Source organism: Peribacillus psychrosaccharolyticus ATCC 23296 (assembly GCF_000305495.1).
In the GTDB taxonomy this organism is placed as follows: domain Bacteria; phylum Bacillota; class Bacilli; order Bacillales; family DSM-1321; genus Peribacillus; species Peribacillus psychrosaccharolyticus.
In genome coordinates, this window is sequence record NZ_AJTN02000173.1 from 1 (window position 1) to 21,140 (window position 21,140).

The window sequence follows — 21,140 nt, forward strand, 5'->3', positions numbered from 1 at the left end:
TTTAATTCAAAGCGAAGCTGTTCGCTTTCCTTTTGGAGTTGCAGCCTTTTTGTTTTGTACGTTTCAAGAAGCTTATTTTTGCTGGACTCCGTCAAAACTTGATTAACGATGACGTTTTGGAGAATTTTCACCCCAGCGCCGCCTCCTCTATCTATGTATTCTAACTGCAGCAGAGTCATATATGTATGCATGTAAGTATACCATTACTTGGATCCTCACATGCATAAGATTAGCTTGACAATTTTTTTATACAAAAAAGGAAGGGTGTTAGCCCTCCCTTATTCGGAAATTTCCAAATAGATTTTCTTATGCTGTGAGGACCCTGCTGCATATACCACAGTCCGAATCGCTTTAGCAATACGCCCTTGCTTGCCGATAACCTTCCCCATATCTGCTTTGTTAACAGAAAGGGAATATACGGTCCGGCCATCATCATCCCGTTCCGTTACTTGAACATCTTCGGGATAATCAACAAGCGCGGAAACAATCGTTTCAATTAATGCCTTCAATTACTGCTTACTTGCCTAGCTTTGAATTATGGAATTTTTCCATGATTCCTTGGCCTGATAACAAGTTACGAACAGTATCAGATGGTTTAGCACCATCGTTTAACCATTTTAGAACTAGTTCTTCATTGATTTCAACTTTTGCAGGTTGAGTAACTGGGTTATAAGTTCCAACTACTTCAATGTAACGTCCGTCACGTGGTGAACGGGAATCTGCAACTACAACACGATAGAAAGGAGTCTTTTTTGCTCCCATACGTTTTAAGCGAATTTTTACTGCCATTTTAAATAGCACCTCCGAATAGTTTCACACAAGATAGTATAATATCAAACCCTGCATACGTTGTAAAGGTTTTTTTCTTAACAGACAAAAACTGGTCTTACATGAAGGGTAATTTAAAGCCCTTTTTCTTCCCTTTAGTCATGCCAGTTACCTGTTTCATCATCTTTTTCATATCTTCAAATTGCTTTAATAAACGGTTAACTTCTTGAATAGGCCTGCCGCTGCCTTTTGCAATTCGTTTTCTGCGTCCAGCATTAATGATTTCTGGATGCTCCTTTTCTGCCTTTGTCATTGAACGGATAATAGCTTCAACATGACCGATCTGTTTTTCATCGATCGAAAGCTTATCTATCCCTTTCATTTTATTGGCACCAGGCAGCATTTTTAGAAGATCATCAAGCGGACCCATATTACGCATTTGGTCAAGCTGCTCCAGAAAATCATCGAAAGTAAACGACGATGTCCGAATTTTTTGTTCAAGCTCTTTTGCTTTTTCTTCATCCACATTTGTTTGCGCTTTTTCGATAAGGGTAAGAACATCCCCCATACCAAGAATTCTTGAAGCCATGCGGTCTGGATGGAAAGCTTCTAGTGCATCCAGCTTTTCACCCATTCCGACAAACTTAATCGGGGTTTGAGAAACAGCACGGATTGACAGTGCAGCACCGCCTCGTGTATCACCATCAAGCTTCGTTAACACAACGCCGGTTAAACCGAGTTGTTCATTAAAGCTTGCAGCTACATTTACAGCATCCTGCCCTGTCATAGCATCAACGACAAGGAATATTTCATCAGGTTTTGTCAGTTCTTTAATATCTTTAAGCTCACCCATGAGCGTTTCATCTACATGAAGGCGGCCTGCTGTATCAATGAGGACATAATCATGATGTTCTTCCTTCGCTTTTTCAATTGCCTGCCGGGCAATTTCTACCGGGCTGACTTGATCTCCGAGCGAAAACACAGGCATATTAATTTGTTTACCAAGCGTTTCAAGCTGTTTAATTGCAGCTGGACGATAAATATCCGCAGCTACTAACAGTGGTTTACGATTGTGTTTCTTCCGAAGAAGATTGGCTAATTTACCAGTTGTTGTCGTTTTACCTGCACCCTGAAGACCAACCATCATAATAACGGTCGGGGGACGGCCGGCGACAGCAATTTTACTCTGATCGCCGCCCATAAGTTCGGTCAGCTCTTCTTTTACTACCTTTATTACCTGCTGACCTGGGGTTAAGCTTTTTAGCACTTCCTGTCCAACTGCACGTTCACTCACGCGTTTAATAAAATCTTTAACAACTTTAAAGTTAACATCCGCTTCAAGGAGTGCAATACGTACTTCACGCATCATTTCCTTAACATCTGCTTCATTAACCTTACCTTTGCCGCGGATTTTTTGCATGGTGCTCTGCAGTCGGTCAGTTAATCCTTCAAATGCCATATATGCCGCCTCCTAATCTAACTTCTCAAGCTCGATAACTGCGGCCAATAGATCGTCCTTTGAATACGTTTCCGTATCAATTAGTTCTTTCATTTTGGCAATCCACATGGTTCGTTCTTGAAATTTTTGGAAAAGCAAGAGCTTCATTTCATATTCTTCAAGCATTGCTTCCGTTCGTTTTATATTATCATAGACTGCCTGCCTGCTTATATCATATTCATCAGCAATCTCACCAAGAGAGTAATCATCCAGATAGTAGAGAGACATATAGCTCTTTTGTTTTTCGGTTAATAACGATTGATAAAAATCAAATAAGTAATTAATCCGCATTGTTTTCTCGAGCATCTGCTGACCTCCCAGCTGTTAAGTGAAAACCCTTTACAAACTATAGTTTACACACGTTCCTATATGATGTCAAGGTGAAACCTTGCACTTCATTCAAAGAGCTTGTTTTAGCCCCTTTTTTGCGAAATATGCAGATAATTTTTTCTTCCGTTTCGTTGTTTCTCTAATCCCTCAGACCATATATGTAAAGGATAAAATGCCGAAAGGAGTCATACCTTTTTAAATGACACTCAAGTGACTCAAGCATCCGGCCTCACTGCCTTTTCGCGGACGTATCTAAAAATACCCTTAAAACCCGCTAGATTGAGTTGTATGATGTTTTTACCATCCACATCGTATGTCCCCCTTCAAGACAGAAAGAACCCGTCTGCATCCGCAAACGGGTTCAACTATTTACTCTTTTTCTTCGATTACATCTGCAAATAAACCATATACATATTTATCAGCATCAAATTCCTGCAGATCATCCATCTTCTCACCGAGACCGACAAACTTAACAGGAATATTTAATTCATTACGAATAGCTAAAACGATACCGCCTTTAGCCGTTCCGTCAAGCTTCGTTAGGACAATTCCAGTGACATTGGTTACTTCTTTAAACGTTTTTGCCTGAATCAAGGCATTTTGACCAGTTGTGGCATCAAGTGCTAACAGCACTTCATGTGGTGCTCCAGGGATTTCACGTTCAATGACCCGTTTCACCTTTTCAAGTTCATTCATCAAGTTCACTTTATTTTGAAGACGGCCTGCCGTATCACAAATAAGCACATCTGCTTTTTTAGCTTTGGCAGAACGCAATGCATCAAACATAACAGCTGCTGGATCTGAACCTTCAGCTTGTTTAATTACTTCAACGCCTACACGTTCACCCCATACTTCCAATTGTTCAATCGCACCAGCTCTAAAGGTATCACCAGCTGCGAGCATAACTGTTTTTCCCTCACCTTTAAGCTTATTGGCTAATTTTCCAATCGTAGTAGTCTTTCCTACGCCATTGACACCGACAAAAAGAATGACCGTTAAGCCTTCTTGCATATTCAATTCAGTATGGTCTGCATCATTCCCTTGATAAATTTCTACCAGTTTTTCGGAAATGACGGACTGTACTTCCTTAGAATCAGAAATATTGCGGCGCTTTACTTCCATCTTCAAATCATCGACCAACGTCATCACTGTTTCAAATCCAACATCTGCCCCAATTAAAATTTCTTCGAGTTCTTCGAAGAACTCTTCATCGACTTTACGATAACGAGCAACAAGATCATTTACTTTGCCAGAAAAAGAGTCCCTAGTTTTGGTTAAACCTTGTTTAAACTTATCGGTAACAGCATCAGATTGATCAGTAAATTTTTCTTTTAGCTTTTTAAAAAAACTCATTGGTTCACTTCCTTAGTAAATTTCTAGGATTTTGCATATTCAGCTGTTTCGTCCATCCGGACTGAAACAAGTTTGGAAACTCCTGATTCCTGCATCGTTATTCCATAAAGTACATCTGCTTCTTCCATGGTTCCTTTACGGTGGGTAATGACGATAAATTGAGTTTCCGCACTGAACTGCTTAAGGTATTGACTAAAGCGATACACATTCGCTTCATCTAATGCCGCTTCAACTTCATCTAATATACAAAACGGTACCGGCCGGACTTTTAAAATAGAGAAAAGCAGAGCAATGGCTGTTAATGCGCGTTCACCGCCGGACAGCAGCCCTAGGTTTTGAAGTTTTTTCCCTGGGGGCTGTGCAATAATGTCCACTCCTGTATTAAGGAGGTCCTCCGGATTGCTTAACTTAAGTTCAGCTCGTCCTCCGCCAAACAGTGACTTAAACACTCGCTCAAACTGTTCTCGTATCGCGTAAAACGTTTCCGAAAACCGGCGTTTCATTTCCCCATCCATTTCATCAATAACCTCAAATAAGGTATCTTTTGCTTGCTGTAAGTCATTTTTTTGCTCTGTAAGGAAATTAAATCGTTCAGAGACCCGGTCATATTCTTCAATGGCACCCAAGTTAACACTGCCGAGCTCTTCGATAGCAAGCCGGATTAATTTGACCTTTTTTCGTGCTGCATCAGCTGGAATGGTAAGCGGGTGATTTTCTTTTGCTGCTTCATAAGAAAGCATATATTCCTCGCGTAAGTGATCCAGACGATTTTCAAGTTCAACATCAAGACGGTTCAACTTAACTTCTTCATCTTTAACAGCTTCTGACAGGCCTTTATGCAGACGTTTTAGTTCTTTGCATTCTATATCAAGATCTTCAAGCTTTTTGAGCAGTTGGACCCGCTCATGCTTTTGAGACGATATCAACTGCACCGATTCATTTTTAACTTTCAGTTTGCCTTGTGCAGCGTCCTCAAGTGTAACCTCACCGCTTGAAGATGAAGTCATTTCATTAGTTAACAGCGATAAATCCTCTTTATAATCGGTAACTCGTTCTTGTTCCTCTGCCAATTGATCGTTAATTCGGCTGTATTTTTCACGTTGATTCTGAAGCTGTTCTTTTTTAGAAGCCAGCTGAACTTTAAGCTCATTCGTTTCTTCGGTAAGACTTTCTTTGGATGTTTGCTGAGACTGTTTCTGTTTTGTTAATTCAGCAATCGTTTCATCCAGTAATATAATCTCTTTAGAACAAGAGGCAAGCAGCTTTTCAAGCTCTTCCAATCTAAGCTTTTTACTTTGTTTTTCTTCTTCAATCGACTTTTTATCGAGATCATATAAATGCAATCGTTCATTCACATTTTTCTCTTGTAGTTCGATTTCGCGAACAGATCCCTTAAGTGAAAGCTCTTTTAGACGTAATGCTTCACCAGCTTGACGGTACCCCTCTACTTTTTCTTCCAGAGAAGTGATATCAGTCTTCAGCTGCTTTACATGCTTTTCAAGCACAGAAGTTTTCTCTTCCATATCAGCAATCTTCGTCTTCAATTCATCCAGTTCAGTTTTTCTCGATAATAAGGAAGACGTTTTTTGTTTGATAGCTCCACCCGTCATGGAACCGCCAGGATTGACGACATCACCATCGATTGTTACAAACCGGTACTTATGATGGACAAGTTTGGCTAATTCATTGGCACCTTTCAGATCTTTCGTGATGATCACTGTACCAAGGAGATTCGCTGCGATATTGATGTATTTTTTGTCAAAGTCAATTAAATCAACAGCTGTCCCGACGAATGCCGGATGACTAGCCACCGCACGAAGTTGAGAGGACGGAATTTCCCTAGCCCTAATCACGGTAAGCGGTAAAAACGTCGCCCGTCCGTATCCATTCTTTTTTAAGAATGTAATTGCTTTACGGGCATTTTCTTCTCCATCCATGACCACATGCTGCATGGAGCCGCCAAGTGCCGTTTCAATTGCCAGCTGATACTCCTTCGGAACTTTAATTAATTCCGCAACCGCTCCTTCAACACCCTCTAAAGTCCGGTTTTTCGCCTTCAGTACTTCTTTTACACCCTGGAAGAAGCCGGCATAGTCCTCTTCCATTTCTTCAAGCATGTCTTTTTTTGACTTAGACTGTTGTAGAAATTGGTAGGCTTGATACAGCGTCTTTTCTTGCTTTTGATACGCCGCTTTGTTATTTTCCAGCCTTTTTTGTTCTTCACGAAAACGATATACATGCTCTTCAATTTGAGCAGTCACCGCAGCAAATAATTGAGTAGACTCTAGCTTCTTCGCCTCTATTTCAATCCGTTCATTGAGAAACTTTTCGTTTTCCGTATCGAGACGAACGTTTCGATTGTCCTGTTGATTCAGCTGCTGATCAAGATACTGCTGTTCATTACGGGCTGAAGCCTGTTTATTCAGCCATTCTATATAATCACTTTTCAGCGTTTCTATGGTTTCTTCAATATTACTTGTAAACAAACCAAGGCTTTTTTGTTTTTCATGAAGGCTTGATTGGAGGTTTCTAACTTCCTGTTCAAGTTTCACAAGCACTCGGTTTTCACGTTCTTTTTCAGCAGTCCATTCACTGATTCTTCTCTCACCATCATCAATTGACTTTTCGAGCTGCTGTTTGTTTTGAGAGGCATTTTTTTTCCGCTCTTTTAATACTTCTTTACGTCCTTCAAGTTTTTCAAGTTCTTCACTTGCCCGCAAAAGAGTCTCCTGCAGTTCATTCATAGATTGATCAAGACCGGCTATATGCTTCCGCAGCTTAGCAGACTCGGTTTCCTTCTGAAAAATGGATCTTGTCATCGTTTGCTCTTGTTCACTATGTTCTTCAAAAGCAGCGGTTAACTTTTCCCAATTTTCGTGAAGTGTTTCAATCTCATAGACTGTCAACGCAACTTCGCTTTTCTCCAGCTCTGCCTTTTTTTCAAGGTAATCATGTGCAATCGAGGATTGAATTTTCAGTGGTTCAACCTGACCTTCTAACTCATAAAGAATATCATTAACCCGATTTAAGTTTTCTTGTGTCTCGAACAGCTTATGCTCTGCCTTCTTTTTTCGGTTTTTGTATTTCAAAACGCCTGCCGCTTCTTCAAAAATAACTCTGCGGTCTTCTGCTTTACTGCTGAGAATTTCTTCTACTTTCCCTTGACTTATAATTGAAAAGGCTTCCTTACCAAGACCAGAATCCATAAATAAATCCACAATGTCTTTAAGCCTGCAATTTTGATTATTTATGAAAAATTCACTTTCGCCTGACCGGTATACTCTTCTCGTCACACTTACTTCATGAAAATCAATCGGCAGCGAGTTCGTTTCATTGTCCAGCGTTAAGGTAACCTCTGCAAAATTCAGTGACTTTCGCGAATCACTTCCAGAGAAAATGATATCCTCCATTTTCGCTCCACGGAGTGATTTTGCAGACTGCTCACCTAAAACCCATCGAATCGCGTCTGTAATATTACTCTTTCCACTGCCATTTGGTCCAACTACTGCCGTAACACCTGGGACAAAGTCCATCGAAATCCGTTCAGCAAAGGACTTAAATCCCACAACATCCAATCGTTTGAGGAACATTTGCTTTCCCCCTCTATCTCAACTCTTTACTTGAGACTTTCTTTATTATTTTCTTTGAGAGCCGAAAGTGCACATTGAGCAGCACGCTGTTCAGCTTCTTTTTTCGATCTTCCCATGCCCGTACCCAGTTCTTCCTGATTTAAGGAAACCACGGAGACAAACTCCCGGTTATGGGCCGGACCTTTTTCCTGAAGGATTTGATAGTCAAGTGCTCCTGTACCATCCCGCTGAATAAGTTCTTGTAATTGGCTTTTATAATCCATCACATGAGAAAAAGCACCCTCGTCTATCTTAGGGAAAACGACCCTCTCTAAGAATTGAACAACACAATCAAGACCTAAATCCAAATATAATGCACCGATGAATGCTTCGAACACGTCAGCAAGCAGCGCTGGGCGTTCTCGGCCTCCAGTCATTTCCTCGCCTTTTCCGAGTCGAATATAATTGCCAAACGACACATCATGAGCAAAATTGACTAAAGATGGCTCACATACAATTGCAGCACGCAATTTTGTCAGTTCGCCCTCACTCATCATTGGATACTTTACAAATAGGTACTTTGATACGGTCAATTCTAGGACAGCATCTCCTAAAAATTCGAGCCGTTCATTATCTTCATACGGCTTCCGGCGATGCTCATTCACATAGGATGAATGGGTGAACGCTTGTTTCAATAGCTTTTCATCATGAAAAAGAAAACCCGTTTGTTCTTGAAGCTGTGTAAATTTATTTTCACCTTTTACCGGTTTTCGATCCATACCGTTCCTTTTCATACGACCAAACCCTCCACTAAACACTAAAGAATAATGACAATTTATCTTGTAACGTCATTCGTTACAGAAAAGAAACTTGGCGGTTTAAATGCGCCAAGCTCTTCAAAGTATTATATCATACAGCAGCACGGCTTCAAAGGAAACTCCTCGCTTCAGTGAGGATAATTTACCCATGCCTCTTCATGATCTATAAGATTACCCATTCGTAACTGATTAACTGTCTAAAGAATCACGTACTTCTAAACAAAATAGGCTGCAGAGAATTCTCTGCAGCCTTGTGTTCATTTTTCGAGATCATTTAGATTACATAGTACTTTTTATGTAATTCACAGCATCTCCAACTGTGCTGATTTTTTCTGCGTCTTCATCTGAAATTTCCATTTCAAATTCATCTTCAAATTCCATAACTAGTTCAACAACATCTAGGGAATCTGCACCAAGATCTTCTTTGAATGAAGCTTCTAATTTCACTTCTGACTCTTCAACATTCAATCGATCAACTACGATTTTTGTTACGCGTTCTAATACGTCTGCCACTGCATTCACCTCCCCTCAAGACATTATAGTATAATCCAGTTAAATAATAAAGATTACATCACCATTCCGCCGTCTACATGAAGCGTTTGCCCAGTCATATAGCCGCTCGCTTCGGAAGCAAGGAACGTGACAACCCCAGCTACATCTTTAGGATCGCCAAAGCGTGCCAGTGGAATTTGAGTTAACATCGTTTTCTGTATATCCTCGGTTAGTTGTTCAGTCATATCAGTAGTAATAAACCCAGGAGCAACCGCATTGACCGTTATTCCACGCGCAGCGAGTTCCTTAGCAGTAGACTTCGTTAACCCAATTACACCTGCTTTAGCCGCAACATAATTGGCCTGTCCAGCATTACCGCTGACCCCGACAATAGAAGCAATATTGATTATTCGTCCATGACGCTGTTTCATCATCTGCCTAGTAACCGCTTTTGTGCACAAAAATACACCTTTGAGATTAGTAGTGATTACGTCATCCCACTCTGTTTCTTTCATCCGCATTAATAAATTATCGCGGGTGATTCCAGCATTATTAACGAGAATATCGAGCGTTGTAAACTGCTCAAAGACATGTTTCATCATCGCTGTAACACTCTCTGAGTCACCTACATTTCCTTGAATAGCAAAAGCATGGCGTCCCATTTCCTTAATTTCAGCCACAACCTCATTCGCCTTTTCTTCACTGCCCGCAAAATTGACTGCCACATTCGCACCCTGCCGAGCAAGTTCTAATGCAATTTCCCGGCCAATTCCACGTGATGCCCCGGTTACCAATGCATTCTTTCCGTTAAGCTGCATTCTAATTCCCCCTAAGTGCATGGACTGTATTTTCAAGACTTACTTTGTCATTTACGGAATAAATCGATACACTGCGGTCAATTTTTTTAATTAATCCACTCAGTACCTTACCTGGTCCAATTTCGATAAACGTATCAACACCTAAATCTAGTAGTGTTCGGATACTTTCTTCCCAGCGGACAGGTGATATAAGCTGTTCAATCAGTTTTTCCTTAATCTCCTCAGGCTGTGTTACAGGCTGAGCTGTAACGTTTGAGATTACCGGAGTAATAGCCTGCTTAACCTCTATTGAGCTAAGTGTTTCCGCTAGTTTAGCAGCTGCTGGTTCCATCAGAATGGAATGAAAAGGGCCGCTCACATTTAACGGGATTGCTCGTTTTGCTCCGTTTTCCTTCGCTTTCACTGCAGCCAATTGAACACCTTCAGTCGTTCCTGAAATGACAATTTGTCCTGGGCAGTTAATATTCGCCAACTGCACGGTATTCCCTTCACGCGTAATATCGGCTGTCAGCTCTTCTAGCTGCGCCTGATCCATACCAAGCACGGCTGACATCGTCCCAATACCGTTTGGAACGGCTTCTTCCATGTATTCTCCGCGTTTTCGAACTGTATGTACTGCTTCTTTAAATGTCATAGCACCGCTGGCAGTTAACGCTGAATATTCGCCTAAGCTGTGCCCAGCTGTATAATCTGGTGTAATTCCAGCTTTCAATACTGCTTGATAGAGAGCAAAACTTACCGTTAGTAATGCCGGTTGTGTATTTGCTGTCAATGTGAGATCTTCTTGTGGTCCATTTAGGATAAGATCAGTCAGCGAAAATCCAAGAGTGCTGTCTGCTTCTTGAAAGATTGATTGAACGGTCTGATCGCTCTCATAAAAATCTTTTCCCATCCCAACTGTTTGTGAACCTTGTCCTGGAAAAACAAACGCTATTTTCCCCATTGTCGACACCCCTAACTCATTCTTGTTTTCCGGTTTCCATCAAACGAACAATATTCTGTACAACTTGATGATTGACCATGTCACGCGTCTGGCGGATGGCATTGTATATAGCATGGTCATCAGATGAGCCATGGGCTTTGATAACCGGTGCTTTTAATCCGAAAAGTCCTGCTCCCCCATACTCAGAATAATCCATCTGATTTTTAATCGCTTTAAATTGTGGTTTTAGCATAGCCGCAGCCAATTTACTTTTCGTATTGCTCATTAACCCTACTTTAAGCATAGAGAAAACACTCATCGCAGTTCCTTCAATCGTTTTCAACACCATATTACCTGTAAAACCATCTGTAACGACAACATCCGCTGCTCCATTAAGCAAGTCTCTTGCTTCAACATTGCCTGTGAAGTTGATCTTCGCGTCTTTTAGAAGGCCGTACGCTTGTTTAGTCAATTCGTTGCCTTTTTTCTCTTCAGAACCAATATTCAATAGAGCAACACGAGGATTAGCTATTCCTCTAACCTTTTGCGCATAAATTGAGCCCATAATGGCATATTGAACAAGATGTTCTGGTTTCGCATCCGAATTCGCTCCAACATCTAAAAGGACAAAACCTCCGCCATCAATAGTAGGCAGGGTTGGGGCAAGTGCCGGCCTGTCTATCCCATCTATGCGTCCAACAACAAATAACCCTGCCGCCATGAGTGCACCTGTATTACCTGCTGAAATGCATGCATCCGCTTCTCCGTCTTTTACCAACTGAGCTGCAAGGACTAGTGAGGCGTTCTTTTTACGACGAACCGCTCGAACTGGTTCATCTGTTCCCAGAATCTTTTCCTCGGTATGTACGATAGAGATCCGTTCATTATTTATTAAATGTTCATTTATTTCTTTTTCATTTCCTACAAGAATCATTTCAATATCAGGAAATTCACGAACAGCCTTCATGGCTCCTAAAACTGGCTGTTTTGGTGCATGATCCCCGCCCATTACATCAATGGCTATTTTCATTTTCTCCACCCTTTTCCGGCTGACAGGAGTGGTACATTTCGAACTCTCCCTTAAATACCAATTCGCTGCCAACATAACTGTTCACTTCTACAATCGAACGATCACTTGAAGCCGTATCCAATACACGAGCCTTAGCAACCACTCTCTCATTTTCCCGCACAGATCGTGTAAATAGAATGGATGCTTTTGCCGTCAGCGCCAATTCGTCATCAATGACAGCTACAGCAAGGGAATTAGCTTGCGCGAATAAATGATGGCCGCGCGCTATCCCATTTCGTTTAAATACATGTTCTTTATTTATATCAAGAATTGAAATTGCATTTTGGTCTAAATTCACATCAATGACTTCACCAATCACTTCATCAATTGGGAGTGCCCTGATTTCATCGCTTAGTCTTTTTTCCGCAACATTTTTTATCCGCTCTCGTAGTTCGGGAATGGAAAGTTCAAGCCGGTCCAGCCTGATTGTTTGAACACTCACGGAAAATTTTTCAGCCAGCTCTTCATCTGTTACGAAAGGATTTCCTTTAATCGTGTCGATTAATAACTGCTGGCGTTCCTTCTTATTCCTTTTCATTCGAAGGTCACCATCCACGTTTTATGACTAGGTACTAATAGTAGTATATAGATATTAAAAACAGATTGCAAGATGTAAAAACCCGCAATCTGCTTTTTAGCTTATTCTTTTTAATCCAGCTTTTCTCCATCCAATACACCGGTACTTGCGAGATGCTTTCGAAGCGGTTCATAATCCGGCGCATGCCAAAATGCTTCCGAAGCGATGAGTTTAGCTGCATCATTTCTAGCTACTTCAAGTGTTCGATAATCATGAACCATGTCGGCCACTTTAAATTCAGGAACACCACTTTGCTTTCTACCAAAGAAATCGCCAGGACCACGAAGTTCGAGATCTTTTTCCGAAACAACAAAACCATCATTCGTCTCGGTCATAATGGTCATACGCTCCTTCCCATTCTCCGATTTAGGATCGGCTAACAGGATACAGAAAGACTGATCGCCCCCTCTTCCTACCCGGCCGCGAAGCTGGTGAAGCTGCGCGAGACCGAATCGTTCCGCATCATAAATAACCATCACGGTAGCATTGGGTACATTCACTCCAACCTCAACGACTGTTGTGGAGACAAGAACTTTTGTGATGTTCTGGCTGAATTCCTTCATGACAGCGTCTTTTTCATCCGCCGGAAGTTTTCCATGCATCAATCCAACTTGATATCTTCCTGCAAAATACTGGGTCAGCATGGCATGTACATCAAGTACGTTCTCTAAATCCATTTTTTCCGATTCTTCAATCAACGGACAAATTACATAAGCCTGTCTACCTTGCTGCAATTCTTTTTCAATAAAAACAAGAATCCTATCGAGCATATTGTGTTTAGCCCAATATGTTTCAATGATTTTACGTCCAGCAGGCATTTCATCGATTGTCGATACATCCATTTCACCAAAAACTGTAATAGCCAGTGTTCTAGGAATCGGCGTGGCTGTCATAAATAAGACATCAGGACTGTTCCCCTTTTCTCGTAAAACCCGCCGTTGGTTCACACCAAAACGATGCTGTTCATCGGTTATGACAAGTCCAAGATTCAGAAAATTCACCTCATCTTGAATAAGTGCGTGTGTACCGATTAATAAATTTATTTCTCCGCTGTTTAATGCTTCTAGCAGTTCCCGCCGTTTTTTCCCTTTCACGGAGCTCGTCAGAAGAGCCGACTTAATTCCGAAAGGTTCTAGCATTGTACGCATTGAAGCTGCATGTTGTTCAGCTAATATCTCAGTAGGCACCATTAAAGCTCCTTGATAACCAACGGAAATGGATGTATACAAGGCGATAGCGGCTACAACAGTTTTTCCAGATCCAACATCCCCCTGCAGGAGGCGGTTCATTCTATAGGGAGATTTCATATCAGCTAATATTTCATTAACAACCCGTTTCTGGGCATCCGTTAAAGGAAAGGGCAGCGATTCGATAAATGCAGTTACTTTTTCAAGCGTATAGTCTTGTTCAATTCCTTTAGATTCTTCTCTTTGAACTTTACGCATTGCCTGCATCTTCAGTTGAAAAAGTAAAAACTCTTCATAAACAAAGCGTCGTCTTGCTTGCTTCATATCATTCTCAGAAGTTGGAAAGTGCATGGTCCATAAAGCATTTGGTCTAGGCATTAATCTATACTGTGAAATTAACCCTTGCGGCAGGTTTTCTTCAATAGCCGGTCCAAACTGTTTAAAGGCGTTGCCGATGTACCGGCGTAACCCTTTAACGGTCATACTACCCTTTATCGAATAAACAGGTTCATACTCTTTTTCCTGTCTGTTCTCACCAATATGACATTCACTGCCTGTAATGGTTTGGCGATTGCGATCCCACTTTCCAGTAACCGTCACTACGCTGTTGATCTCCATCTTTGACTTTAAATAGGGCTGATTGAAAAAAATAACCGTTATCAGATTGTTCCCTACAAAAACCTTGAATGTCAGCCGAGACTTTTTCTTTCCAAAATACGTAAGCATCGGCTGACTGTGGATTTTCCCTTCAATCGTCACTCGTTCTTCATGTTCTACCGTTTCTAAATCCTTTAAACGATAATCTTCGTAGCGGAAAGGGAGATGTTCAAATAAATCAAACACAGTATGAATTCCCATTTCATTCAATGTTAGGGCAGTCTCATTTCCAATTCCTTTAACGGCGGTAACAGATTCTTCTAATACTTGGTTCATTTCTTCAGAAGCGGCAGACCAAAAATCTTAGCTTCCAAAGCTCGGCCAGTCGGAGTTGCCGCTAACCCTCCCTGTGCTGTTTCTCGTAAAGCTGAAGGCATCGATTGACCAATTTCATACATGGCGATAATGACTTCATCACATGGAATCCTGCTGGTGATCCCTGCTAATGCCATATCAGCTGCAACCATAGCATTTGCCGCCCCCATCGCATTCCTTTTCACACATGGTACCTCTACAAGTCCTGCAACTGGATCACAGACAAGTCCTAACATGTTTTTCAGTGTAATGGCCATTGCCTCCGCACTTTGAGCAGGAGAACCTCCAGCCATTTCTACAATGGCCGCTGCAGCCATTCCTGCTGCCGACCCAACCTCCGCTTGGCAGCCGCCTGCTGCGCCGGATATCGATGCATTATTGGCTACAACAAACCCAAAAGCACCTGCTGTAAAGAGAAATTCAATTTTTTGTTCTTTAGTAGGATTTAATTTTCTTTGGACAGCAAATAATGTTCCCGGAACCACTCCCGCTGATCCAGCTGTAGGAGTCGCACAAATCGTTCCCATCGCTGCATTTACTTCATTCGTAGCAACCGCTTTACTTACTGCATCGAGTAAAATTTCACCCGAAAGGAATGTGCCTTTTTTAATATATTCTTGTAAAAGAACAGCGTCTCCACCTGTTAAACCCGAAACGGATTGTACACCTTGCAAACCACGTTCAACCGCTTTTTCCATCACGTCCAGATTTGTTTCCATCTGAGAAAGAATCTGTTCTCTCGTCTTCCCTGTGACTTCAACTTCCTGTTCTATCATAATGGTGGATATTTTTTTATTTTTTGATTGTGCTAATTCTACTAACTCTGCTACATTACGAAACAAAACTATATCCTCCCTTCATCTTTTTGTTTAGTCGACAATTTTGGCAACCTGAGTAATATTCGCTAGTTCACCAATTTCCCGAAGTACCTCATCACCGATATTTTGGTCAACTTCAATGGTCATTAAGGCCATTTTCCCTTTTTCTTTACGTGACACATCCATTTGACCAATATTAATTTCATGTTTGGCCAGGATATTAGATACGTTTGCTATCGCTCCGAATCGATCATCATGGACCACTAATATCGCTGGATTATGACCTGACAGCCGGAGAACAAACCCATTTAACTCTATAATCTCAATTTTTCCGCCGCCGATTGAAATCCCAACCAGTTCAAGTTCACCCTGATGATCACCAATAACAATTTTGGCTGTATTCGGATGGTCGGTCACAGCATCTTCTTCATGAAACTCTATCTTCATCTTTTGTTGTTCTGCGATTTGAAATGAAGATTTTATTCGTTCATCAAATGTATCAAAATCAAGCAGACCGCCGACGATTGCAACATCTGTACCGTGGCCCTTGTATGTTTTAGCGAATGATCCATAAAAATAAATAACAGCCCATTCAGGCTGCCGCCCAAATAATGTTCTTGCCACTCTTCCAATTCTTGCAGCACCGGCTGTATGAGAACTAGACGGACCAATCATTACGGGACCGATAATATCAAAAACGCTCTTATACTTCATAACTTCCTCCTACACTGCATACTGAATAACAAGTAAAAAATAAAACTGCAGAGCCTCTTGGCTTCTGCAGTTTATTTTCCCACTTTACCTGTGAAACGGCAAGCAGTTTGTATAAGAATCCAGCAGCAAGAATGAATGACATTCCTTCATAATAGAAGGACATCATTTCATCTTCTAATGGTTAATTATTCAATCGAGAATATGAAAGAATATAACGGCTGATTTCCATTATGAAGTTCTACTTCCGCATCTTCGAATTGAGCATTACAGAATTTTGCAAGCTCGTCCACTTCGTTTTGGCTTGCATCTTCTCCATAAATGATTGTAATGATTTCGGATTCCTCATCAATCATTTCAAGCAGAAGATCTTTCGCTGCTTGAAGCTTTTCTTTACTTTTAACTTTGATTTTTCCTTCATCGATTCCCATGAAATCACCATTGGCAATTTCAAGACCGTCGATAACCGTATCACGGACAGCATAGGTGATTTGACCAGTTTTCACATGACTTAACGCCTCTGTCATCGCGTGATCATTATCTTGTGCTTCCAGGGCTGGGTTAAACGCTAGTAGTGCTGACATCCCTTGAGGAACGGTCTTTGACGGAATCACAATAACTTGTTCTGACACAACATCCTTGGCCTGTTGAGCTGCCATGATAATATTCTTATTATTAGGCAAGATGATGATCGTTTCAGCATTGGCCTCTTCGATCGCTTTAACAATATCCTCCGTGCTTGGATTCATTGTTTGACCACCTTCAATAACAACGGTAGCTCCTATGCTTTTAAATAAATCGCTGATTCCAGTACCCATTGCAACGGAGACAATCCCAAACTTTTGTTTTCTTTTTTAGGTTTACTCTCTGTATCAAGCGTTGCATGAGTATCTCCAACAATTGCCGTATGCTGTTCGCGCATGTTATCAATTTTTAATTTAATAAGGCTTCCGTATGTTTGGCCGTAATTCAAGCAATTCCCCGGCTGTTCCGAGTGAATATGTACTTTTACGACTTCTTCATCAGATATGACGAGTAACGAGTCGCCAAGTTCACTTAGGTCTTGACGGAACTTGTCTTCATCAAACGTCTTCGTACCTTCTAACCTGACCATAAATTCAGTACAATAACCAAAGACAATATCTTCAGAGTTTATATGTCCCTGAACATTAATATGGTGCTCGGCACTTACCAGTTTATCCATTGTGAAATTATCGGAAATGGCCGGCAGCGCTTCGCCTCTTAATTCCGCTAAAAATCCTTCATAAACAAACAGAAGTCCTTGACCGCCGCTGTCTACTACGCCTACCTCTTTAAGTACAGGAAGCAAATCAGGAGTACGGTCTAAAGATGCTTTTGCTTCTTTAACAATTTCTTCCATAACCATGATTATATCGCTGTGTTCTTTAGCAGCAATGACACCTTGTCTTGCAGCGTCTTTTGCTACCGTAAGAATTGTACCTTCAACAGGTTTCATTACAGCTTTGTAAGCTGTTTCTACTCCCGATTCCAATGCAGCTGCAAACTCCTGGCTGCTGACACTCGCCTTCGTTTCAATTGACTTTGAGAATCCACGGAAAAGCTGGGACAGAATAACACCAGAATTACCACGGGCACCCATTAGTAGTCCTCTTGATAAAGAGACACCTACTTTGCCAATATGATCTTGTACATTATTTTGTACTTCCTTTGCTCCAGAAGTCATTGATAGATTCATGTTCGTTCCTGTATCTCCATCCGGTACCGGAAAAACGTTCAAGGAATCGACTAGTTTAGCGTTTGCAGACAGATGGTTAGCACCTTGGATGATCATCTCTGCAAAACGTCTTCCATTTAAGCTTGTAATTGACACTAAAACTTCCTCCTTGACTTAAGGGTTCGTAACACGAACTCCCTGCACAAAAATATTCACGGAATCAACTACTAATCCGACAGTTTTGTCCAGGGTGTATTTTACCTTTGATTGAACATTGTGTGCAACTTCTGAAATTTTCGTTCCATAGCTGACTACGATGAACATATCAATATGGACTTCATCATTTTCCTGACGAACGATTACACCCTTAGTAAAGTTTTCTTTTCTCAGTATTTCAGCAATGCCGTCTTTTAATTGTTTTTTCGAGGCCATGCCTACGATTCCATAACAGTCAACCGCAGCGCCGCCGGCTACTGTAGCAACTACCTCATTGGATATATCAATTTGTCCAAATTTAGTTTTTAATTCGATAGACATATATGTGTACCCCTCCCAAAATCCTATGACTATAACCATTCTACTATATTGTCTTTTGTTTTAAAAGCAAATGTAGCACTGTATTATTATAATTCAATTCACAAAGGGTTATGTCAAGGTTTTTTTCTTGAAAGTAATTTACAGAAGTATTGCAATCTCATGGGAGGTATGATAAATTATTAAAGTATTTCAATTCAGACTCAAGAATATGAAAACTCAAGCTTTCTGTAGTTAGGAGGGAATCAACATGAAACAATGTGCAATCACTGGAAGAAGAACTCGTACTGGTAATAAACGCTCTCACGCAATGAACTCATCTAAGCGTACATGGGGTGCTAACCTTCAAAAGGTACGTATTTTAGTCGATGGTAAACCTAAACGTGTATACGTTTCTGCAAGAGCTCTTAAATCGGGCAAAGTAGAACGCGTATAATGTTCCGGCATCCTTTTCTTAGGATGCCTTTTACTTTTTTACAACAAAAAAAACACCCTGATTAAGGGTGCAAATAGTTCGATACTCTCTATTATTTCAGCCCTTTTTAAAGGCACCAAGCATTGCTTTAACCAAACCTCCCAAAACCTTCGGTAATTTAATGGTATAGAACTTCATAATGCCCCTCCTCTGCAATCACACTCTTACATTCCTTTATTGAAATTTCCTCTTATAGACTGCTTTTGATTGAGATACTTAGTAAGGCAGTAAGCGTGATGATTAATCACTGCTTCTTATCACCAATAATATGCCAGAAGTGAAGGAATAATTACCAATCTCTGAAATAAGTTCATTGCTGATGCAAAGGGTTGAGCCCATAGGAAGATAGCTGTTTTGTAAAGGATATTTAAAACCATCCAGACTTATGCCCTCCGCATTTCCCATTACTGGAAGCAGCGATATGTATTTTTTATTCATCCATTACCTGAAGGGAATAGGATCCTGGTGTTCTCACTGTCAGCAGATTTTTATGATCTGCCATGTAGAAGCTTATTTTTTTATGCAGCGGTAAGATCTCTTCGCGTAAGAATAATTGGATATTGCCGAGAAAATGATCGATTCTTCCTCCCGTGGAACCAAATAGCCAGATCTCTTGGGGATCCTGTGCCACAGCCCACTTGAAAGCAATTTCTAGATCGGTCTCATCTTTTTCAGAAGGATAGATCGTAATCGTATCTAATTTTTCTTGAATCAATGACAGTTCATCTTCTGTAACTGAATCAAAGTCTCCAAATGCCGCTGCAGGCACGATGTCATGATCAAGCAGTATTTGTACCCCTCTATCTACTCCAACCCATATACACCCTTCTCTTTCTTTATACATCCCTAAATCAGGGTGCAAGTCACTTGGACCGCCTGCCATTAAGTAAATAACCAATCGAATCCCTCCATTTACTAAAAAAGCCGGCGGAATAAGCTGCTGATTAATGACAGCATGTTATTCAACCGGCTAGTTATTTTACATTGTGCCTCTAATATTCTTGATTGCTTGATGACGATCCGGCTGATTATAGATGGCTGAACCCGCAACAAGAACTGTTGCTCCTCGTTCAACACATAACTTCGCCGTTTCAGCGTTCACACCACCGTCAATTTCAATTTCAACTTCTGTTCCAGCAGACTTAGCAAGTTCTTTCACTTCTGAGATCTTCGGGAGCACGGAAGAAAGGAATGATTGTCCGCCGAATCCTGGGTTAACAGTCATAAGCAGCACCATATCTACTTCTTCAATTACATGCTGAATCATCGAAACAGGAGTAGCTGGATTCAATACGACACCTGCCTTGACGCCAAATGACTTGATTAATTGAATGGTCCTGTGCAGATGCGTGCACGCTTCTACATGTACAGTTAGGTAATCAGCACCTGCTTTTGCAAAAGCTTCGATAAATTGATCAGGTTTTTCGATCATTAAATGCACATCCAGCGGCAGCTTCGTTATTGGACGAATCGCCTCTACAATTAATGGTCCAATTGTTATATTAGGAACAAAATGACCATCCATTACATCTACATGAATATAATCGGCTCCGCCTGCTTCCACATCACGGATTTCCTCACCCAGCTTTGCAAAATCAGCTGACAAAATGGAGGGAGCAATTTTCACCATCGTCTAATACCTCGGCTTTCTATCTTTAATTTCTTCGAATATTTGTTGGTAATGTTTATAACGGTAGTTTGGAATATCGCCTGACTCAACTGCCTGCTTTACCGCACACTTTGGTTCCTTATCATGTAAACAACCGCGGAATTTACACTGCTCGCCGTACTTATAAATTTCCGGGAAACAATACGCTAATCGTTCTAATTCAATATCTAAGAATTCTAAGGAGCTAAATCCAGGTGTATCGGCAACAAGACCTGAACCGATGGGCAGTAATTCAACATGTCTTGTCGTATGCTTGCCTCGTCCTAAATGAGATGAAATTTGATTGGTTTCGATATCAAGTTCAGGGTTGATTGCATTTAATAGCGATGATTTACCCACTCCTGATTGACCAGCAAAAACACTCGTTTTTCCTTCAAGATATGGCAGCAAGACCTCTAGGCCGGCGCTTGTTATAGAAGATGTAGCCACAACCTCATAACCAATTTTTCGATAGTCCTCCATATATTGATTGAGGGTTTCCCGCTGTTGTTCCGAAATCAGGTCCATCTTACTGATACATATAATCGGTTCAATTTCATTATCTTCTATAGCAACTAGGAATCGGTCCAGCAAGGTTGTGCTGAATTCAGGTTCAACAGCTGAAAAGACAAGAATTGCTTGATCCACATTCGCTATTGGCGGCCGAACGAGTTCATTGGTGCGTTCCTTCACTTCAAGAAGATACCCATCTGTATGATTTTCAGCTTGATACACAATATAATCGCCGACAAGGGGGTTAACTTTATTATGTCGAAAAACTCCCCTGCCTCGACACTGGATAATTTGTTTGCCATCAAGCACATAGTAGAATCCACTGAGCGCCTTAATGATTTTGCCCTCTGGCATAGCTTCACTCCTTTAGTT

Annotated in this window: 24 protein-coding genes and 1 pseudogene; 1 reads left to right on the forward strand and 24 read right to left on the reverse strand. The window is 41.0% G+C overall.

From position 1 onward, the window contains the following. The 19 genes and pseudogenes from WYK_RS26015 to WYK_RS08720 all read right to left on the reverse strand — a co-directional run. Positions 1-191: YlqD family protein (locus WYK_RS26015; RefSeq protein ID WP_328286277.1), on the reverse strand; the 191-nt coding region annotated here is incomplete at its 3' end. 87 nt (positions 192-278) lie between these two features. Further along, positions 279-509, reverse strand: coding sequence for a KH domain-containing protein (locus WYK_RS08640; RefSeq protein ID WP_040374120.1), 231 nt, complete (start codon positions 507-509; stop codon positions 279-281). A 7-nt stretch (positions 510-516) separates the two neighbouring features. Beyond that, the gene (gene rpsP, locus WYK_RS08645; protein WP_040374121.1) at positions 517-789 is read right to left on the reverse strand and encodes a 30S ribosomal protein S16; all 273 of its coding nucleotides are present in this window, start codon (positions 787-789) and stop codon (positions 517-519) included. Positions 790-886: 97 nt separating this feature from the next. Beyond that, a complete protein-coding gene (ffh, locus tag WYK_RS08650) occupies positions 887-2,227 on the reverse strand; it encodes a signal recognition particle protein (RefSeq protein WP_040374122.1) in 1,341 nt (446 codons plus the stop codon). A gap of 12 nt (positions 2,228-2,239) precedes the next feature. Continuing rightward, complete coding sequence (locus WYK_RS08655) at positions 2,240-2,572, reverse strand: putative DNA-binding protein (RefSeq protein WP_040374123.1); 333 nt, start codon at positions 2,570-2,572, stop codon at positions 2,240-2,242. A 393-nt stretch (positions 2,573-2,965) separates the two neighbouring features. Continuing rightward, positions 2,966-3,949: a signal recognition particle-docking protein FtsY gene (gene ftsY, locus WYK_RS08660; protein WP_040374124.1), complete on the reverse strand. Its 984-nt coding sequence runs from the start codon at positions 3,947-3,949 to the stop codon at positions 2,966-2,968. Positions 3,950-3,972: 23 nt separating this feature from the next. Beyond that, positions 3,973-7,539, reverse strand: a complete 3,567-nt coding sequence (smc, locus tag WYK_RS08665) for a chromosome segregation protein SMC (protein WP_040374125.1) — start codon at positions 7,537-7,539, stop codon at positions 3,973-3,975. Positions 7,540-7,565: 26 nt separating this feature from the next. Further along, the gene (gene rnc / locus WYK_RS08670) at positions 7,566-8,312 is read right to left on the reverse strand and encodes a ribonuclease III (RefSeq protein ID WP_040374126.1); all 747 of its coding nucleotides are present in this window, start codon (positions 8,310-8,312) and stop codon (positions 7,566-7,568) included. Between the two features lie 303 nt (positions 8,313-8,615). Continuing rightward, positions 8,616-8,849: an acyl carrier protein gene (locus WYK_RS08675; RefSeq protein WP_040374127.1), complete on the reverse strand. Its 234-nt coding sequence runs from the start codon at positions 8,847-8,849 to the stop codon at positions 8,616-8,618. Between the two features lie 53 nt (positions 8,850-8,902). Continuing rightward, a complete protein-coding gene (gene fabG / locus WYK_RS08680; RefSeq protein WP_040374128.1) occupies positions 8,903-9,646 on the reverse strand; it encodes a 3-oxoacyl-[acyl-carrier-protein] reductase in 744 nt (247 codons plus the stop codon). A 1-nt stretch (position 9,647) separates the two neighbouring features. Next, the gene (fabD, locus tag WYK_RS08685; RefSeq protein WP_040374129.1) at positions 9,648-10,589 is read right to left on the reverse strand and encodes an ACP S-malonyltransferase; all 942 of its coding nucleotides are present in this window, start codon (positions 10,587-10,589) and stop codon (positions 9,648-9,650) included. 16 nt (positions 10,590-10,605) lie between these two features. Beyond that, a complete protein-coding gene (plsX, locus tag WYK_RS08690; protein WP_040374130.1) occupies positions 10,606-11,598 on the reverse strand; it encodes a phosphate acyltransferase PlsX in 993 nt (330 codons plus the stop codon). Then, positions 11,582-12,175: a transcription factor FapR gene (fapR, locus tag WYK_RS08695; protein WP_040374131.1), complete on the reverse strand. Its 594-nt coding sequence runs from the start codon at positions 12,173-12,175 to the stop codon at positions 11,582-11,584. Before fapR ends, plsX begins: the two co-directional genes overlap by 17 nt. Positions 12,176-12,285: 110 nt before the next feature. After that, a complete protein-coding gene (gene recG, locus WYK_RS08700; protein WP_040374132.1) occupies positions 12,286-14,334 on the reverse strand; it encodes an ATP-dependent DNA helicase RecG in 2,049 nt (682 codons plus the stop codon). Next, a complete protein-coding gene (gene sdaAA, locus WYK_RS08705; protein ID WP_040374133.1) occupies positions 14,331-15,215 on the reverse strand; it encodes an L-serine ammonia-lyase, iron-sulfur-dependent, subunit alpha in 885 nt (294 codons plus the stop codon). The genes recG and sdaAA overlap by 4 nt, the downstream gene beginning before the upstream one ends. 27 nt (positions 15,216-15,242) lie before the next feature. After that, a complete protein-coding gene (gene sdaAB / locus WYK_RS08710) occupies positions 15,243-15,905 on the reverse strand; it encodes an L-serine ammonia-lyase, iron-sulfur-dependent subunit beta (RefSeq protein WP_040374134.1) in 663 nt (220 codons plus the stop codon). Beyond that, complete coding sequence (locus tag WYK_RS24905) at positions 15,895-16,071, reverse strand: hypothetical protein (protein WP_161629120.1); 177 nt, start codon at positions 16,069-16,071, stop codon at positions 15,895-15,897. Before WYK_RS24905 ends, sdaAB begins: the two co-directional genes overlap by 11 nt. A gap of 19 nt (positions 16,072-16,090) precedes the next feature. Then, a pseudogene (locus tag WYK_RS08715) lies at positions 16,091-17,754 on the reverse strand (DAK2 domain-containing protein). Between the two features lie 18 nt (positions 17,755-17,772). Beyond that, complete coding sequence (locus WYK_RS08720; protein ID WP_040374135.1) at positions 17,773-18,135, reverse strand: Asp23/Gls24 family envelope stress response protein; 363 nt, start codon at positions 18,133-18,135, stop codon at positions 17,773-17,775. A 247-nt stretch (positions 18,136-18,382) separates the two neighbouring features. Here WYK_RS08720 and rpmB point away from each other — a divergent pair, with 247 nt between their 5' ends. After that, positions 18,383-18,568, forward strand: coding sequence for a 50S ribosomal protein L28 (gene rpmB, locus WYK_RS08725; RefSeq protein WP_040374136.1), 186 nt, complete (start codon positions 18,383-18,385; stop codon positions 18,566-18,568). 96 nt (positions 18,569-18,664) lie between these two features. On the opposite strand, the gene spoVM is transcribed toward rpmB, so the two are convergent. The 5 genes from spoVM to rsgA all read right to left on the reverse strand — a co-directional run bounded on the left by spoVM (position 18,665) and on the right by rsgA (position 21,122). Beyond that, the gene (gene spoVM, locus WYK_RS08730) at positions 18,665-18,745 is read right to left on the reverse strand and encodes a stage V sporulation protein SpoVM (RefSeq protein WP_034302035.1); all 81 of its coding nucleotides are present in this window, start codon (positions 18,743-18,745) and stop codon (positions 18,665-18,667) included. Between the two features lie 102 nt (positions 18,746-18,847). After that, a complete protein-coding gene (locus tag WYK_RS26150) occupies positions 18,848-19,045 on the reverse strand; it encodes a hypothetical protein (RefSeq protein ID WP_328286278.1) in 198 nt (65 codons plus the stop codon). Then, positions 19,038-19,505, reverse strand: coding sequence for a thiamine diphosphokinase (locus WYK_RS08735; protein ID WP_051387388.1), 468 nt, complete (start codon positions 19,503-19,505; stop codon positions 19,038-19,040). The genes WYK_RS26150 and WYK_RS08735 overlap by 8 nt, the downstream gene beginning before the upstream one ends. 81 nt (positions 19,506-19,586) lie before the next feature. Then, a complete protein-coding gene (rpe, locus tag WYK_RS08740; RefSeq protein ID WP_040374137.1) occupies positions 19,587-20,237 on the reverse strand; it encodes a ribulose-phosphate 3-epimerase in 651 nt (216 codons plus the stop codon). A 3-nt stretch (positions 20,238-20,240) separates the two neighbouring features. After that, positions 20,241-21,122, reverse strand: coding sequence for a ribosome small subunit-dependent GTPase A (rsgA, locus tag WYK_RS08745; RefSeq protein ID WP_040374138.1), 882 nt, complete (start codon positions 21,120-21,122; stop codon positions 20,241-20,243). Positions 21,123-21,140: the final 18 nt, after the last annotated feature.